At 40.6% G+C, this 16,351-nt stretch carries 16 protein-coding genes; 6 read left to right on the top strand and 10 right to left on the bottom strand.

Annotation, left to right across the window (positions count from 1 at the left end; translation table 11 throughout):
* Positions 1-7: 7 nt before the first annotated feature.
* Positions 8-1,255: a DEAD/DEAH box helicase gene (locus P20429_RS14395; protein ID WP_007581604.1), complete on the bottom strand. Its 1,248-nt coding sequence runs from the start codon at positions 1,253-1,255 to the stop codon at positions 8-10.
* A 177-nt stretch (positions 1,256-1,432) separates the two neighbouring features.
* Positions 1,433-2,134, bottom strand: a complete 702-nt coding sequence (locus tag P20429_RS14400) for a DUF3581 domain-containing protein (protein WP_007581602.1) — start codon at positions 2,132-2,134, stop codon at positions 1,433-1,435.
* A 112-nt stretch (positions 2,135-2,246) separates the two neighbouring features.
* Here P20429_RS14400 and P20429_RS14405 point away from each other — a divergent pair, with 112 nt between their 5' ends.
* A complete protein-coding gene (locus tag P20429_RS14405; RefSeq protein ID WP_007581600.1) occupies positions 2,247-3,116 on the top strand; it encodes a CPBP family intramembrane glutamic endopeptidase in 870 nt (289 codons plus the stop codon).
* A gap of 104 nt (positions 3,117-3,220) precedes the next feature.
* On the top strand, positions 3,221-3,613 hold the full coding sequence (locus P20429_RS14410; protein ID WP_007581599.1) for a hypothetical protein: 393 nt from the start codon (positions 3,221-3,223) through the stop codon (positions 3,611-3,613).
* A gap of 4 nt (positions 3,614-3,617) precedes the next feature.
* Here the strand turns inward: P20429_RS14410 and P20429_RS14415 are convergent, their stop codons facing one another.
* The 4 genes from P20429_RS14415 to proB all read right to left on the bottom strand — a co-directional run bounded on the left by P20429_RS14415 (position 3,618) and on the right by proB (position 7,178).
* Positions 3,618-3,917 carry a hypothetical protein gene (locus tag P20429_RS14415; protein WP_007581596.1) on the bottom strand — a complete coding sequence of 100 codons (300 nt, stop codon included), beginning with the start codon at positions 3,915-3,917 and terminating at the stop codon, positions 3,618-3,620.
* A gap of 157 nt (positions 3,918-4,074) precedes the next feature.
* Positions 4,075-5,559 carry a glutamate--tRNA ligase gene (gene gltX, locus P20429_RS14420; protein WP_007581594.1) on the bottom strand — a complete coding sequence of 495 codons (1,485 nt, stop codon included), beginning with the start codon at positions 5,557-5,559 and terminating at the stop codon, positions 4,075-4,077.
* A gap of 39 nt (positions 5,560-5,598) precedes the next feature.
* Positions 5,599-5,958, bottom strand: coding sequence for a glutaredoxin domain-containing protein (locus tag P20429_RS14425; RefSeq protein WP_007581591.1), 360 nt, complete (start codon positions 5,956-5,958; stop codon positions 5,599-5,601).
* Between the two features lie 116 nt (positions 5,959-6,074).
* The gene (proB, locus tag P20429_RS14430) at positions 6,075-7,178 is read right to left on the bottom strand and encodes a glutamate 5-kinase (RefSeq protein ID WP_007581590.1); all 1,104 of its coding nucleotides are present in this window, start codon (positions 7,176-7,178) and stop codon (positions 6,075-6,077) included.
* Between the two features lie 119 nt (positions 7,179-7,297).
* Here proB and P20429_RS14435 point away from each other — a divergent pair, with 119 nt between their 5' ends.
* Entirely contained in the window at positions 7,298-8,257 is a 960-nt protein-coding gene (locus tag P20429_RS14435; protein ID WP_007581586.1) for a DMT family transporter, read from the top strand.
* On the opposite strand, the gene P20429_RS20255 is transcribed toward P20429_RS14435, so the two are convergent.
* From P20429_RS20255 to pdsO, 3 genes are read right to left on the bottom strand one after another with little or no spacing between them, the layout of a single operon-like run.
* Entirely contained in the window at positions 8,152-8,757 is a 606-nt protein-coding gene (locus P20429_RS20255) for a class GN sortase (RefSeq protein ID WP_081473425.1), read from the bottom strand. The genes P20429_RS14435 and P20429_RS20255 overlap by 106 nt on opposite strands.
* Before the next feature lie 17 nt (positions 8,758-8,774).
* Entirely contained in the window at positions 8,775-10,796 is a 2,022-nt protein-coding gene (locus P20429_RS14440) for a marine proteobacterial sortase target protein (protein ID WP_007581584.1), read from the bottom strand.
* A 45-nt stretch (positions 10,797-10,841) separates the two neighbouring features.
* Complete coding sequence (gene pdsO / locus P20429_RS14445) at positions 10,842-11,573, bottom strand: sortase-associated OmpA-like protein PdsO (RefSeq protein ID WP_007581582.1); 732 nt, start codon at positions 11,571-11,573, stop codon at positions 10,842-10,844.
* Between the two features lie 204 nt (positions 11,574-11,777).
* On the opposite strand from pdsO, the gene pdsR reads away from it, so the two are divergent.
* From pdsR to P20429_RS20695, 3 genes are all read left to right on the top strand, one after another.
* Complete coding sequence (gene pdsR / locus P20429_RS14450; RefSeq protein WP_007581578.1) at positions 11,778-12,467, top strand: proteobacterial dedicated sortase system response regulator; 690 nt, start codon at positions 11,778-11,780, stop codon at positions 12,465-12,467.
* Positions 12,467-14,605, top strand: a complete 2,139-nt coding sequence (pdsS, locus tag P20429_RS14455) for a proteobacterial dedicated sortase system histidine kinase (RefSeq protein WP_007581576.1) — start codon at positions 12,467-12,469, stop codon at positions 14,603-14,605. Before pdsR ends, pdsS begins: the two co-directional genes overlap by 1 nt.
* A gap of 281 nt (positions 14,606-14,886) precedes the next feature.
* The gene (locus P20429_RS20695; protein WP_007581574.1) at positions 14,887-15,051 is read left to right on the top strand and encodes a hypothetical protein; all 165 of its coding nucleotides are present in this window, start codon (positions 14,887-14,889) and stop codon (positions 15,049-15,051) included.
* Between the two features lie 5 nt (positions 15,052-15,056).
* Here P20429_RS20695 and P20429_RS14460 read toward each other — a convergent pair whose 3' ends face one another.
* On the bottom strand, positions 15,057-16,307 hold the full coding sequence (locus P20429_RS14460; protein ID WP_007581573.1) for a multifunctional CCA addition/repair protein: 1,251 nt from the start codon (positions 16,305-16,307) through the stop codon (positions 15,057-15,059).
* Between the last annotated feature and the right edge of the window lie 44 nt (positions 16,308-16,351).

Genomic DNA, 16,351 nt, shown 5'->3' with positions numbered 1-16,351 from the left:
AAAGCTATTATTTACGACGTCTGCTTGGCTCTCTTTTACCAGTGATGCGTTTTTTATCGCGATCTTTTCGCGACTTGTTAGTATTTTTACGATTATCTTTTGGCTTTTTATTAGGATCGGGCTCGTAACCTTCTAACCACTGCGGCGTTAAACGCGTATCGAGTAGTACTTCAATTTCTTCTAGCAGCCATTGCTCATCAAGACTTACCAGCGACATAGCAAGTCCTTGTTCACCAGCACGACCTGTACGGCCAATACGGTGCACGTAATCCTCGGCAATGTACGGTAGTTCAAAGTTAATTACGTATCTAAGTGTAGAAATATCTAAACCACGCGCAGCTACATCGGTTGCAACAAGTACGCGTGTAATACCTTCTTTAAAGTTTTGCAATGCACGGTCGCGTGCGCCTTGCGATTTGTCGCCATGGATTGATTCGGTTTTTAAACCATCTTTACACATTTCTTTAGCAAGCTGATCAGCCATTTGTTTTGTGCGAGTAAAAATAAGCACTTGGCGCCAGTTTTTCATGCCAATCATGTGCGATACAAGTTCGCGCTTACGATCCTCATCTACAGCGTAAATAACTTGCTCTACTTCAACGGCTGCTGAGTTGCGCTTATCAACTTCAATTAGTTCTGGGTTTTTAAGTAACTTTTTACTGAGTTCAAACACGCTGTCATCAAACGTAGCTGAAAATAGTAAAGTTTGGCGATCGCCCGGGATATGTCGCAATATACGTCTAATTTCATCAATAAAGCCCATATCAAGCATGCGGTCAGCTTCGTCAAACACTAAGGAGTCTACGCTTGAAAGTACCACACTGCCTTTAACTATATGATCAAGCAAACGCCCAGGTGTTGCCACTATAACTTGCGCTGTTTTAAGTGCTTTTATTTGAGGGCCAATACTTACGCCACCATAGGCTAAAGCGCCATTGATATTAGTGCCTTGTGCGTACTTTTCAAAGCTTGCAAATACTTGCTGAGCAAGCTCACGGGTTGGCGTTAAAATTACAACGCGGGCAAGGCCTTGCTCATCTTTTTTAGGGGTATTTAAAAGCTTATGTAATAAAGGTAAAACAAAGGCGGCGGTTTTACCCGTACCTGTTTGCGCGCTGCCCATTACATCACTTCCGGCTAAAATAGGCGGAATAGTTTTAATCTGAATTGCGGTAGGTTGAGTGTAATTATTTTGCTCAATCGCTGTTAATAATAACGGGTCGAGATTAAGTGATGAGAACGTAGTGGCAGACATAGGCTTAGCTTTAAAATAACAAAGAGCGCTATTGTACGCATATTACTGTACTGCGTAAATTAACCAGTCCAGAAAAGTATTTAATCGTGGTTGCTCACTTTCGCTTTAGCGCTAAAAACAATAAAAAAGGCGCTAAATAACAGCTGTATTTAGCGCCTTTTATAATTTGCTGTAGCTTTAAGCTGGCTTTAGTGTCGCTTTACGCTCGTTGTAAAACGCTATTAAATCGTCAACTGTTGCTTGGCAGTATTCGCGTATACCCGAAACTACCATATGCTTTTCACCACTACCCACTTTAACGCCATTTTCTAACAGGTTAAAACGTAGTGTAATTTTTCCGCGCTTACCGGCGTACTCAAAACTAGGCTCTGCAAACTCAAGTTCTGGTGCTGTAATATCAAGATTATCAAGGTTGATAAGCATTGATTCGTAAATAATCATTGGGCGAGCAGGGTTAATCATTACCTCTTGCTTACCCATTAATGGAATAATTACATGCGGGAAAGTAGTACCAGAAAACTCAACATAATTTTTTATTAGACTATTAGTTAGTGCTGGGCATTGGCTGGTTTTACCTTTGCGCTTTACCTTTAAAATAACTTTTTCGCCATTGGTTACATCAAACTCATCAGCCCCTTCAGGGAAGTTAAGTTTGGTGTTTTCATCAACCATACCGGCAAAAGTAAATTCCATTTGTTCACTAATACCGTAGCGGTCTAGTACCAATGAAAAAAGTAAGTCTCCTGGCGCGCAAAACTTTTTGGCATCTTTGTCGTGGAGTGGATTGTAATCGTCAGCAACGCATTTAGCGAATCGACAACCTTGCTCACGAGAGATAGAAACATAATCAGCATGCTGCTGAAAAAAAGGACTTAACATAGTTTGTTCACTGCTTAAACTGCTTATAACCTATCTATATTAACAGAAAAAAAATACTGAGAGGTCGAATCTGTTAGATTAGTTGCTAAATAAAACAGAGCAATAAAAAACAATGACCTTTTATTTATTAGCGCTATCAATTATATGTGTTTTTCCGTACTGCAAAATATCAATAATGCGGCACCCCCTTTGGCACTACTTACTAGCTTTAAGTGTTGTAAGTGCATATTTTCAAGGTTATATAAATTTATATGCCCTGCTGTTAACCGGGCTTTACGTTGTTTTATACTACTGTGCGCTAAATACAAAGCAGGCAATAATACGCGCTACTTTAAGTACTGTTTTTATAGTTTCCTCATTGGCATTAGCACTTCATTGGGTACCTGGTTTTAATAACCTCCCTATTGTTATAAACGAGCGTATTACAAGCGATGCGATTGCTTTTACCCTTTATGCTAATTTTGATAAAGCTATGGCGGGTTTATTTCTTTGTGCTTACTTTTATTCGAATAAAAAAGCTTTAAAAGCAGACTCTAATAAAGCAGACCCATTAAACGTTAAACAACCCATTTTAATAATTATTGCTACTGTTTTAGCTGCGCTCACTGCGGCTTTAATGCTAGGACTTGTAAGCTTTAACCCTAAGGTTCCTGGCTTTTGGCTAGCCTTTATTGCTATTAATCTTTTATTTACCTGTGTTGCCGAGGAAGCTTTATTTCGAGGTTTACTACAAACTAAGCTTAGCAAAATAATTACACCTACCCGTTTAGCAATACTTGCCCCTGTAATTACTGCAGGTATTTTTGCTTTGGCACATTTTGCTGGAGGAATTAACTATGTATTGGTTTCATTTATTGCCGGCTTGGGGTATGGCTATGTTTTTTATAAAACGCAGCGCTTAGAGTGGGCTATTTTATGCCATTGGTTGGTTAATGTTTGCCACTTCTTTTTGTTTACTTATCCTATGCTCAATAAAATCTAAATACATTTACAAATGCTAACAATTTACTTAGTAGTAAACATTGCCCGCATTTGATTTTGTTAGTAATTTACTATTTCAAATAATAAATTAAGGGACTAATAAATATGCTACGTTTTATAACGGCAATAACAGTGCTCGCCACAATAACGGGTTGTTCAAGCATGACTTATCATACAGATATAGACAACGGCGTTTTATCTCAAGAAATTGGCACCTACGTTAATAAAAGAGATTTACAGCAATTTTATAGCGACCAAGAAGCACACGAAAGTGGCGCAACACTTTTAGGCCGAATAGAAGCTGAAAGCTGTGATGGCGATGGACTGGGCAGCAATAATGTAAGCTACAATCGCTCTAAATCAAATGCTATCGATTTACTTAAAGCGGATGCCATGCGCAAAGGCGGAAATGCTTTTACTATCAATTCTTGTGGTGAAACGTCTGTATCGTACTGCGACCTATCTGTTTTATGCACCGGACAGGCCTACGACTATTAATAAATTATATATTAAGCGCAAAGCTCAGTAGTACACGCTTTCCAGACTCGATTTTAGATACGCTGTGTTCGTACTTATCGGGTCTGAATAAATACACGCGATTAAATAAATTTATAATGCATTTTGAGCATTTAAATACCCCACCCGCTTTAGGTTTTTCTAATACAAAGTTGAGCTTGTAATAGCGCCCTTGCTGCACAGGGTCAATATGGTTCATTACGCTATGATTAATTGGGTAAGTAACAAGGTTTATCGAAAATGTATTACTACTAAAAATAGCTTTGTTTTTAACGGTTGCAATCATACTGCCTCCTATGAGTTTATATGCCGCATTGTAGCATTTAGTAAATTGTGAATGCTTAGGCTAAACAATATCAAAATACGATGTCATATAGCTAAACAGCCTGAAACAAAAAAGCCGAGCTTAATAAAGCTCGGCTTTTAAAAGTACATTTTAGCAATTATGCACTTGGGTATTCGCGGTACGCACGCTCTATATTTTTAGCCTGCTTTTTAGAAATACCTAAATGAGCAAGTGCAACACGTAAACGAGCACGTGATAAGTCAGACCCCAATATTTCCATTGCATCAAGCACTGACGTACTTGACGTTTTGCCAGTAATTGCGACAAATATTGGCTCTAAAAAGTCTTTAATCTTAAGCTCGTGGAATGTTGCAACTTCTTTTGCTATTGCAAAAATAGCGGGCTTTTCAAAGCTACGTAAACCTTCAAGCTGCCATACAAAAAATTGTAGCGCTTGGCGAATCACGTTTTCGTCTGCTTTGCCGGCTGTTAATAGCGCAGGATCGTAAGTTGGAATACCACCTACAAAGTGCCCTGCAAGCTCAACCATATCCGACAGCGTATTAATACGTGTTTTAACTTCTGGTAATATTTTAGCGAGCATTTCGCCATTAAACTTCCAATCAACAAAGCGCTGAATTAACTGCTCGTCGGTTAGATTTTCACGGATCCACATGCCGTTTAACCAGCTTAATTTATCTACGTCGAATACTGGACCACCAAGCGATACGCGCTTCATGTCGAAGTTTTCAATCATCTCATTAAGTGTGAACTTTTCACGCTCATCAGGCATTGACCAACCCATACGGCCTAAGTAGTTAAGCACGGCTTCTGGCAGGTAGCCCATTTCTTTATAGTAATTAATAGACGTTGGGTTTTTACGCTTAGACAGCTTTGATTTATCTGGGTTACGTAGTAATGGTAAGTGACCAAGTACTGGTGCTTCCCAACCAAAATCTTCATACAGTTTTAATAACTTAGGTGCTGAGTTAATCCACTCTTCACCACGGAAAATATGACTAATTTCCATATGGTGGTCGTCAACTACGTTCGCTAAAAAGTACGTTGGAAAGCCATCCGCTTTTAAAAGCACTTGCATATCTACGTTTTCCCACGGGATCTCAATTTCATCACGTAAGTAGTCGTTAAACTTAAATGTGCCTTCGCTTGGGATTTTCATACGTATAACGTAAGGTTTGCCTTCAGCTAAGTTTGCTTTAATTTCTTCATCTGTATGGTTTAAACCACGACCGTCATATTTAGGGCGTAGGCCTTCTGCCATTTGCTCTTCACGCATTTGATCAAGCTCTTCGCTTGTTGCAAAGCAGTAAAACGCTTTACCATCATCAACTAACTGATGCGCGTATTTTTTATATAAATCGCTACGCTCAGATTGACGGTAAGGACCAAATTCGCCACCCACATCAGGACCATGATCCCACTCAAGCCCTAACCAACGTAGGCTATCCATAATCGCAAGTTCAGACTCTGGCGTGCTACGTACTTGGTCTGTATCTTCTATACGAAGTACAAATTCACCGCCTTGTTGTTTAGCAAAACAGTAGTTAAATAAGGCGATATAAGCGGTGCCAAGATGCGGGTCACCAGTTGGCGACGGGGCAACACGGGTGCGAATTGTCATGGTATATTCTCTTTAAATAAGTGAGATAATAAAAGTGGTTTATGCAGCTACTTTGTTTAAGTAAGCAATAATATCGTTTGATTCGTACAGCCATTGTACTTGGCCGTTTTGCTCTATACGCAGGCAAGGCACTTTAACTTTGCCGCCTTGTTCTAGTAGCTCTTGACGATATTGCTCATTGTCTTTTGCATCACGCGTTTCTATGTTTAAGCCTTCGCGTTTAATAGCGCGACGTACTTTTACACAAAACGGGCATGCTTTAAATTGATACAGTTTAAATTGTGAGGTTTGCTGATCAAGCTGTGCTTGCTCGTCGCTTGCACGCTTTTTACTGCGAGGAGTAAATACAAAATTAAAGAATAAAATTATACAACCTAAAAACCAACGAACTAATTTCATGTTCTGCGCTCTGCTTACAACAATTTAAGGAGCCAGATTTTAGCACAAATTTACAATCAAAAAAGTGTAATACTGCGAGAATTACACTCAAGTAATTTAATTTACTAAAAGTGCTTCTATAGCAATACCATATCATCCCTATGAAGTACTTCTGCGCCACTATCGTAATCGAGTAATAGGCCTATTTGACTAGAGTGCGCACCCTTTATTTTATTTACCTCGGTGCTACTAAAGCGCGTTAAGCCCCGTGCAATCACTTGATTTTTATTATCTATTAAATCAATTAAATCACCGCGTTCAAAACGTCCAAATGCATTAGTAACGCCTTTAGCAAGTAAGCTTGCGCCTTTATTTTGAAGGGCGCCAATAGCACCTGCATCTATAACAATTTGGCCGGTACTTTTAGGCCCGGCTAGTAACCATTTTTTACGGCCATCTTTTGGAGCGGTGAGTTTTAAAAAACGCGTGCCTGGTAACTCGTCACTCATGCATTTTAAAATAACGTTTTTACCTGCGCCTTTAGCAATAATAACTTCAACACCTGCGCGCCTTGCAATGTCGGCGGCTTGCAGTTTAGTCGCCATACCGCCGGTGCCTAAATTTGTACCACTGCCACCAGCAAGTTGTCGTAGCTCATCATTTATATGTGTTACTTCACCAATGAGGGTGGCATCGGCGTTTGTGCGCGGATCGCTGGTAAATAACCCTTCTTGATCGGTAAGTAGCAGTAACTTATTAGCATTAGCCAAAATAGCGACAAGTGCCGATAAATTATCGTTGTCGCCTACTTTTATTTCGCTGGTAGCGACTGCGTCATTTTCGTTAATGATGGGTACAACGTCGTAATTTAATAACGCATTGAGTGTATCGCGGGCATTAAGGTAGCGCTCTCTGTCGTCTACATCGGCGCGAGTAAGTAGCATTTGCCCTACGTTTACACCGTATAAAGCAAATAGGCTCTGCCAAATATGAATAAGTTGACCTTGTCCAATTGCAGCAAGCATTTGTTTATCAATTAAGCTTCTGCCACAGGGTTTTAATAGTTGTTCGCGCCCAGCAGCAACTGCACCGCTCGATACTAAAATAACGTGATGACCCTGCTTTTTAAGCTCGCAACATTGGCGTACTAATTCAACCATATGTGCTTTGTCTAGCTTATCGGTGCCGCCAGTTAGTACGCTTGTACCAAGCTTTACAACTATTACCTGTTCCCTTTGCATGTGCTTTTTACTAATGATTAATTAAAGATGAATTAATTTATACCAGCTCGGTATTTTTGAACAAGTTAAAAATTTTCATGCTAGGATCTGATTTTATTAAATTAAGTAAATTACTCTCTATGCCTGCCAGTTTATGTTTAATTATTGCCACCTTTTTATGGGGCAGCTCTTTTATTGCGCTCAAATACGCCATTGCTATTTACGACCCTGCATTGGTGATATTTTTACGCATGCTCACCACGTTAGTTTTGTCGCTTTGTTTATGGCGCTACGTTATTCGGTTTGAGTATTTAAAAGGTGACTGGAAGTATTTAGTGGGTATGTCGCTTGCTGAGCCTTGCTTGTACTTTTTATTTGAAGGCCATGCAATGGAATACACATCGGCCTCGCAGGCTGGGGTTATTGTGTCGTGCTTGCCCATTATTATTGCGCTACTTGCCTTTTTATTGCTTAAAGAATACATAAGTAAATCCATCGTAGTCGGTTTTACGCTGTGTATTGGCGGCAGTATTTTACTTACGCTTCTTTCACCAAGTACCGACCAAGCACCTAATCCGTTGCTGGGTAACTTTTTAGAGTTGATGGCTATGGTGTGCGCTGCATTTTATACCGTAAGTATTAAACATTTAGCTAATCGCTACTCGCCGCTTACTTTAATTGCGTTGCAAGGTATTAGCGGCAGCTTGTTTTTTGCTCCGTTTTTATTTTTTATCGACCTGCCAAGCGAAAACCAACACGACTTAACCGCGCTTATGAGCATTTTGTATTTAGGTTCGTGTGTAACCCTTGGTGGCTACGGCATGTACAACTATGCAATTAGCAAAGTATCGGTATTAACCGCTGCTGCGTACTCTAATTTAATTCCTATTTTTACACTTATTTTGTCAGCTATTATTTTGGGCGAAGTGCTCAACGTTTGGCAATGGCTGAGCATATTTGTGGTATTTATTGGCGTAATGATAAGCCAGCGTCATCAAGAACTTGTGGTTGATATACCGCTTAGTGAATCGGGCGAAGACATTTGCGCAGATACAAGCAATCTTAAATCAGTACCCAAGGCAAGCGAATCAAAAGGGTAACAGGTAAGCAAATACAGCCCGGGTGTTTGTAAAAATGTGTTTTGGGATTGATGAATAACCTTAATCCCCGTTACCTTATAATTTTGTATCACCCCACTTTGCAGCTGCAAAGTAAACGCTTCCCCCACTTTGGCATTTTGTAAAAATGCAAAATGGGTGTCGTTATGCCCTGCTATTAGCGCGCCTTTTTCGTTTCCAAATTCTTTTCCGCCAAGCTCCCCTGCGGGTAAAAATTGGCTAGGCGCAAACGCTAAGTTACGGCCACTCGCTCCAGCCAATACACTTAATGTTTTATTATGACTTGGCCAATCAAGCTTTGCAGTAACGTAGCTGTCGGCGTAATACCAAGGCTTTACTTTAGTACTGGGTGATTTAAGCGCCTCTTGCCATGCTTGTTCAATTAATACTTGAGCAAGCCACGCTTTTGCCTGCATATAAGTACCGTGACCAAATAATCCAAGCCCAGCTATTAGTAAGCCCGCACTTAGCCACTTTTTCATTTTAAGTCTCTTTTCATTTAGGGATTCGCTCTGTGTTTAAATTTAAGAGCGCCAAATCCCAATAATAAAATACAGCCTAATAATATGTGCAGCCTACTTTGCCCATCGGTTTGTGGTAAACGCATTGCCATACCTTGTGGTACTGCATTAGTAGCTTGCGCCGTTTGCTCTGCCACTTCTTTTATTTGAGTTTGTTCAATTGCTATAAAAGCAGTAAACGGGCTAAGTAATTGATGAGTAAACGCAAGCTCCTGTACTTCATCTTTAACTGTATTTTGCTCGTTGTATAAAAGTAATGACTTAATTTTTTGGCGCGCCCACAGTTTTGCTATACCTTGAGCGCTTGAGCTATTTTGTGTACTTAATTTAATACTTAAAGGCCCTTGTGCTGTTTGCCCAGCAAGTACCACACTTTTAGCATTATTAAGTTTTATAGCGACCATGATAGGCTCGCCAAAATATAAATCAGGTAGTGGTGACGGCCAAAAATCTAAACTGTTACCGCTTTCATCGCTTAGCGCCAAATTAGTAATAGCCGGATGCGCAAGCTTATCAAACAACTGCTGCATTTTAGGTTGCACCTCGTTTGTGCTGCCTATAAACGTAAATGACCCCTTACCGACATCTGCCGCTCGGCGCATAAAAAAGCTGTTAGGTGCGCCGCCAATACCTACCGTAAATAAGCGGCTATCGCCTAATTTACTTTGAATGTTTTTAAATAATGCATCTTCGTTGCTTACGCTGCCATCAGTTAAAAATACAACTTGGCGTACAAAACCATCAAACTCGCTGCCATCAAGTACGGCATTAAGCGCACCTTGTATTTCAGTGCCGCCGTCGGCTTCTAGGCTATAAATAAATCGCTCTGCACGGCGTAAATTAAAGTCACTGGCTATAAGTGGTTTATCGCTCATTGGAGTTACTATGTTGTCAAAACCAATAATGTTAAAGCTGTCGTCGCTATCGAGTAATGACAGCGCATAAAACAAGGCTTTTTTAGCTTGCTCCATAGATTGCCCGTGCATAGAGCCAGACGTATCAACTACAAATACCATTTCACGAGGTAAGCGTTGAGTTTGTGTAAAGTGATCCCCTGGTGGCATTAGCATAGCAAGTCCGTATCGGTCACCATTTTCAAACTGCTGAGTAAAAAATGCGGCTTGAGCTTGCTCTTTTTGCAGCGGTTTAAACTCAAGTACAAAGTCGCGATTAACTGCATTTGTCTCATTTAACGCTATTTTATATTGCCCAAATGCTGTGTTTTGTACATCAACATTATGAAATTTAGAATTGATATCCACCAGTTCTAAGCCTACATCTATATCAATGTTTAAGCTAAATTGGCTGCTTGGTACGTTATCAATTTGAGTACTATTTTGAGTGATGTTTTGAATGCTGTAAACAGGGCTTAACCATCCCGTTGGGAGCGGATTAACATGCGCTTGATTTTGAGTATTAACCTCAACTTCACCACTAATCGCATGATAACGCGGTGTAATAGTAGTAGGAAATCTAATAGCAAATGTGCCGCTGCTGTAGTCAATTATTTCTTGATACTCAAGCTCAATAATCACTTGCTCACCAGGACCAATATTTGCCACATTCGTAATAAACATATTGGCGCGTTGCTGGCGTACTAGGGCAGCTTGCTTACCTGCTTTTTTAGCCTCCTCGTATTTTTTTTCGGCCTCTACCTTTTTATCAATTTGGCCTTTAATGACTCGCTCACCTATACGCATCGTCATCGCATGTACGGCGCTTTCATCAGGCAATGGAAAAACGTAGCGCGCGTTAACTGCAAACGGGTTTTCGTTTTGATAAGTCTGCATTACTACAACATGATTAATTAGGCCAGTTAAGGTCATATTGGCGTCGCTTTTTAATATTATTGCTGGGCCTGCTGGCGCACCATTGCTATCAAAAAGCTCTAACTTGGGTGATTGCGCATGGCTTTTAAAGCTAGCTAACAGCACAATCGCTATGAATATAAAAATGCTTACTTTAGTAAGCATTTTGGTTGGTTTACTCAATTTAAACATAAATCACTCCATCGAACGCTTAGCTTTACTTAGATTCAGTTAGTTTTAGTTACTCGCCGTTTGGCCATTTACACTATTCATTGAGCGAGTGGTAAGCGTTACGCGTCTATCAAAAAAGTTATCTTCCACCGTGTTGCTGTTAGCCAATGTTTGCTGCTCGCCAAATGCCTGCGTGCTTAAGCGTTTATGGCTCACACCGTGTTTTATTAAATAGCTTTGCACGGCATTTACACGCGCTTTAGAAAGTAAAAGGTTAGCTTGCTCATCGCCGCGTTGATCGGCAAAGCCACTTAAATCAAGTGCGAGTTGTGATTGGTTGTTTAACAAGGTAACGAGTTGATCTAACTGCAGCGCAAAATGCGGGGCAATAACACTTGAACCTGTTTTAAATTGCACCGTCATCGCCAATAAGTTATTAATTTGAACTTGAGTTAACTGCTCATTTTGATTGACAAGCACTTCTAGCTGTTGCTCTAACATATTATTGTGGTTAAGCACGTGTTGGTAATCGCTGGTTTTTTCTTTCATGACCGTAATTGCACGCTCTTGCTCTGCAATTTTGTTATCAGCTACTTTTGAATCACCTATTAAGCCACCGGCAAATGCACCAATAAACGCACCAATTGGTCCGCCCACTACGCCGCCAATAATAGCGCCTGCACCTAGCCCAATAGCCGTTTCTTTATGGGCTTCTTTTGATGGCGTGTTAGATGTTGAGGCAATTGCTGGAGTACAAAAACTAGCAACCAGTGTTAACGCGATTAATGTCTTCTTCATGATTTGATCCTTAAACTTACTTTTTAATTTGTGATGTTTTGTTTTGATGGCTCTATTAAAACAAGCTCAAGTGGCAATAAAGGGGAGCAAAAATGGCAAACTGCTGAGCAATTGTGGCAAAAAAATGGCAATTGCCTTTTTAAGCGTACTTAGCTTAAAAACTTCGTTATAGTGCACAGCAGAGGCAATAGGATAATGATTAGAATGAAAAAAATAGCCATCGTTGAAGATGAAACCGCAATCCGCGAAAACTACATAGAAATGCTGAGCGCACAGGGCTACCAAGTAAGTGGCTTTGCCGATCGCGCTAGCGCAGAAGCTGCATTTAAAAATGCCCTGCCCGATTTAGCTATTGTTGATATTGGCCTAGGCCATGAAATAGATGGCGGTTTTTTACTGTGCCAAACATTGCGATCGCTTTCTAAAACACTGCCTATTATTTTTTTAACCGCCCGCGATAGCGAAATAGATACTGTATGCGGCCTGCGCATGGGCGCCGACGACTACCTAACAAAAGACATAAGCTTGGCTCACTTGGCTGCACGTATTGGTGCGCTATTTCGCCGAATGGAAGCACTTGAACAACCCGCTGATGCAAACGCCCTCATAACACGCGGGCCGTTAACGCTCGACACGCAACGTATGCAGGTATTTTGGCAGCAACAATTAGTTGATTTAACCGTAACCGAATTTTGGATGCTGCATTCACTCGCCCAGCGACCAGGCCATGTTAAAAGCCGTAACGAATTAATGAGCGATGCAAAAATTTATGTAGACGACAGCACCATTACTTCACACGTAAAACGTATTCGTAAAAAGTTTATAGCACTCGACAGCTCCTTTGATTGCATAGATACCGTGTATGGCATGGGCTATCGGTGGGAACAGCACTAATGCTAAGATTTGGTCTGCGCAGTAAATTTATATTACTTTCATGTTTTTTGTTTTTGCTACCGTGGCTTGGCTACGAGTACGTGTGGGAAATGGAAAAGTTTTTACGCCAAGGCCAAGAAAAAACCCTCGTAGGCACCACTCGAGCACTTGCTACTGCATTACATGAGCGCCCTGCATTATTTGACGAGCAAACCAACTTTTTAGACCAAGTAGTAAAAGGGCGCGATTTATACGCTTATAATCTTAAAAACCCTATTCAGCTCGACGGTAAACTTAACGATTGGGACAGCTACCAACCGCTATTTTGGCATTACGATAAGCGCTACTTACAAAAAACAGATAACAAGCATCAAGCCAGTGACTTATCGTTTGATCATATGGTGGGAAAATTTGATAACTACTTATACGCCGTATTTAAGGTAACCGACAATACCCTTATTTATCGCGCTAAAAATAGCTTAAGCATTACCAATAACGATTATTTACAAATTGGCCTAAAAACGCCTGACGGTCAGTTTAATACTTACATTATTGCGCCGCGGCAAGATGGCTGGGTTAATGCGTTTGATGCAAATACCAAAGCCCCTTTTACTAAAATCCAGGGCTATTTTGAAAGTACCAAATCAGGTTATAACGTAGAGCTGCGCTTTCCTATTAACATGCTGGGCAACAAACTTGGCTTTGCCATTGTTGACATTGATAGTAAAGAGGCATTGTTAGAGCCTAAAATAATGTCGACCTCAAACTTAAATAACCCAAACGATTTAGGCTCTGTATTAGTCCCTTCTCCAGAAATTAGCCGTATTTTAAAAGGCATGGGCCACAGTGGTAGCCGCATTTGGGTGGTCGATAACCACCATCGCGTACTTGCGCAGTCGGGTACTATTCAAAATGCAGATGGCGTTTGGGCTGATGGGCTTGCTAACCAAGCACCTAAAACTTGGTGGCAGCGCTTTGAGCAAAATTACTTGCACCCAATTTACTATAAGATATTAACGCGCCCCGAAAATGAGTTTTTAGATACCCTGCACGATGTAGCTTCTATGCAGGGAACACATTTAGCGAAAGCATTAAAAGGACAACCAGCATCGTCTTGGCGATTAACACCCGACAGTAAAGCCGTTATTTTATCGGCCGCTTACCCTATTTGGATTCAAGACCAAGTAATTGGCGCGGTAATAGCAGAGGAAACCACAAACGGCGTACGTACGCTGCGTAATAAGTCACTCGAAAAACTCTTTAACGTTATTTTAGCTGTGATGCTAATTGGTACTGTGACTTTATTCTTTTTTGCCTCACGTATATCGAACCGAATTAGGCGGCTACGCGATACAGCTGAACAAGCAATTGATGCACAAGGGCGTGTTACCGGCAGTATTAATTACAGCGATGCTAACGATGAAATTGGCGATCTGTCTCGTAGTTTTTCAAACATTGTTAGTAGACTTGGTGGCTATACCGATTACTTAGAAAATATGTCGTCACGATTGTCACATGAGCTGCGCACGCCGGTTGCTGTAGTGCGCTCGTCACTCGAAAACTTACAAAGCTTGCCACAGAACGAGCTGAGTCAAAAATACCTCGATCGCGCCAGCGAAGGCGTTGAACGCTTAGGTAAAATAATAACTACCATGAGCGAAGCCACTCGCCTTGAACAAAGTATTCAAAGCAACGAACCTGAACCTTTTGATTTACAAAAAGTAATAAATGGTTGCATGCAAGGCTATCAGCTTACTTACCCAAACCAGTTATTTACGCTTGATGTATGCCAAAACAAATTACCTATGCAAGGTGCACCGGAGTTTATAGCTCAGCTGCTTGATAAACTTATTAATAACGCGCTGGAGTTTAGTGAAGCCAATACGGCTATTAATGTAGGCCTTAAGCAGAGCGAAAATAAAGCAATATTAACAGTGAGTAATACAGGCCCCGCGTTACCCGAAGGATTAACTGAGCATATTTTTGACTCTATGGTGTCGGTACGTAGCCAGCAAATGCAGCAACAGCCACATTTGGGGTTAGGTCTTTATATTGTAAGGCTGGTGTGCGACTACCATAAAGGCAGTGTAACAGCGCAAAACAACGAACAAGGTGATGGTGTAGTGTTTACCGTAACACTGCCGTTAGTTAATGGTTAAGGCTGTATTTATACCGTTATATTCGTACCGTTATATTTATAGCCACAGCATTATATGCAAATAGTAAGTACGTAATAAATTAAATTCAGCTGTATATTTTTAGTTAAAAAGAGTTATTTTAATTTACCTTAACTCCATATAAATTAACAAATAAACCCCTCTCATCCCTCAAAACCTGCCGGTTACAATTTAGTACAACTTCAAATGTAACTATTCACTTTTAATTCAGTCGAATGACCATACCCTACATCATATTAAAGTATTAAATTGAAGGAATACTCATGAAACCATCACTAGAGCGTGAAGAACTAGACTTTATTTTTGACTTATACAGGCCCTCTAAAAAACCTGAGTCTGAAAATGTAAAACCAAAAAGTACAAACTACAAAGAGCTAAGAAAGCACGACGCGACTAAAAACCAAGGCGTATCGCACTACTTAGTCTAATTTTATTACGCTTGGGACTTCTCATGTTCTAAAAATGCTTTAATGCAGTTTATTTCTGCAAGTTTTACTTCTTCGCCTATTTCAGGGCCTTTTTTGCCATTTTTAAGTGCATTTTGCACTACCAGTTTCTTATCCATTTTTTGCAGTTCAGTATGAATTGCTCGCAGCTTAGCTGCTTGCGGGTATGGCTTATCAACAAGTGTTTCACCACGCCCTTGTGCATCGCATTGGCATGCTTGGGTAAACGCTATAAAACGTTCTGGGTGTACCAACGCATTTAAGTTAGTCACTATTAGCTTGTGAATGGTTTGCGGCCTTAACTGATCAATCGTGTGGCAAAGGGTGTGATTATCACTGGTGAGTACGCCAACATCGCGAAAACGGTTAGGCACTTTTAAGCGCTCACAAAACGCCTCAATAACTGCAACACCTTCGCGTTCGTGCCCACGTAGGTTTCCATATTTTTTAAAACTAAGCGCTTTTCCAAAATCATGGGTTAGTGCAGCAAAACGAGTTTCCAAGTTAAAATTCAAATCCGCTGCACGCCTAAGTACCAGCATAGTATGCACAAATACATCACCTTCAGGATGATGGTTTGCTGGTTGCGGTACATTAACCATGCGCTCAAGCTCTGGAAAAACCCCCAAACCTTGCAATGCTTCAAAATAAAGCTCAGGGTACTTTTCACCCAGTGCTTTTTCGGTTTCAAGCCACACGCGCTCAGGTACTAAATGATTTAGCTCACCTTTATTTTTAAGCTCGCGCATTAATGCATACGTACTTGGGTGAATACGCCAATCACTGCCATAGCGCGCTAAAAAACGGGCAATACGCAGTACTCGAACAGGGTCTTCTACAAATGCCTCAGTGGTGTGGCGCAGTGTTTTATTTTGTAAGTCAGTTTGGCCATTAAACGGGTCAATAATATTACCGTGTTCATCAAGCGCCATTGAATTTATGGTTAAATCACGCCTTGCTAAATCTTCTTCTAGCGTCACTGTTGGGCTGGCATCAACCACAAAGCCAGTATAGCCTTTGCCGCTTTTACGCTCTGTGCGCCCAAGTGCATATTCTTCTTTTGTTTTTGGGTGCAAGTAAACCGGAAAGTCGCTACCTATTGGTACAAAACCGAGCGACTGCATTGTGTCTGGCGTTTCACCAATCACTACATAATCGTTATCTTTTGATTTTATATTTAGCAGTTTGTCGCGCACTGCACCACCAACGAGGTAAACTTTTTTTAAGTTACTTTTCACTTTATTCCCATAAACATTAATAAAATTGTTTGATACTAATCATA

The sequence above is a fragment of the Pseudoalteromonas sp. BSi20429 genome, from assembly GCF_000238895.1.
GTDB lineage: Bacteria > Pseudomonadota > Gammaproteobacteria > Enterobacterales > Alteromonadaceae > Pseudoalteromonas > Pseudoalteromonas arctica.
This window is presented reverse-complemented; position numbering and strand designations above follow the sequence as displayed.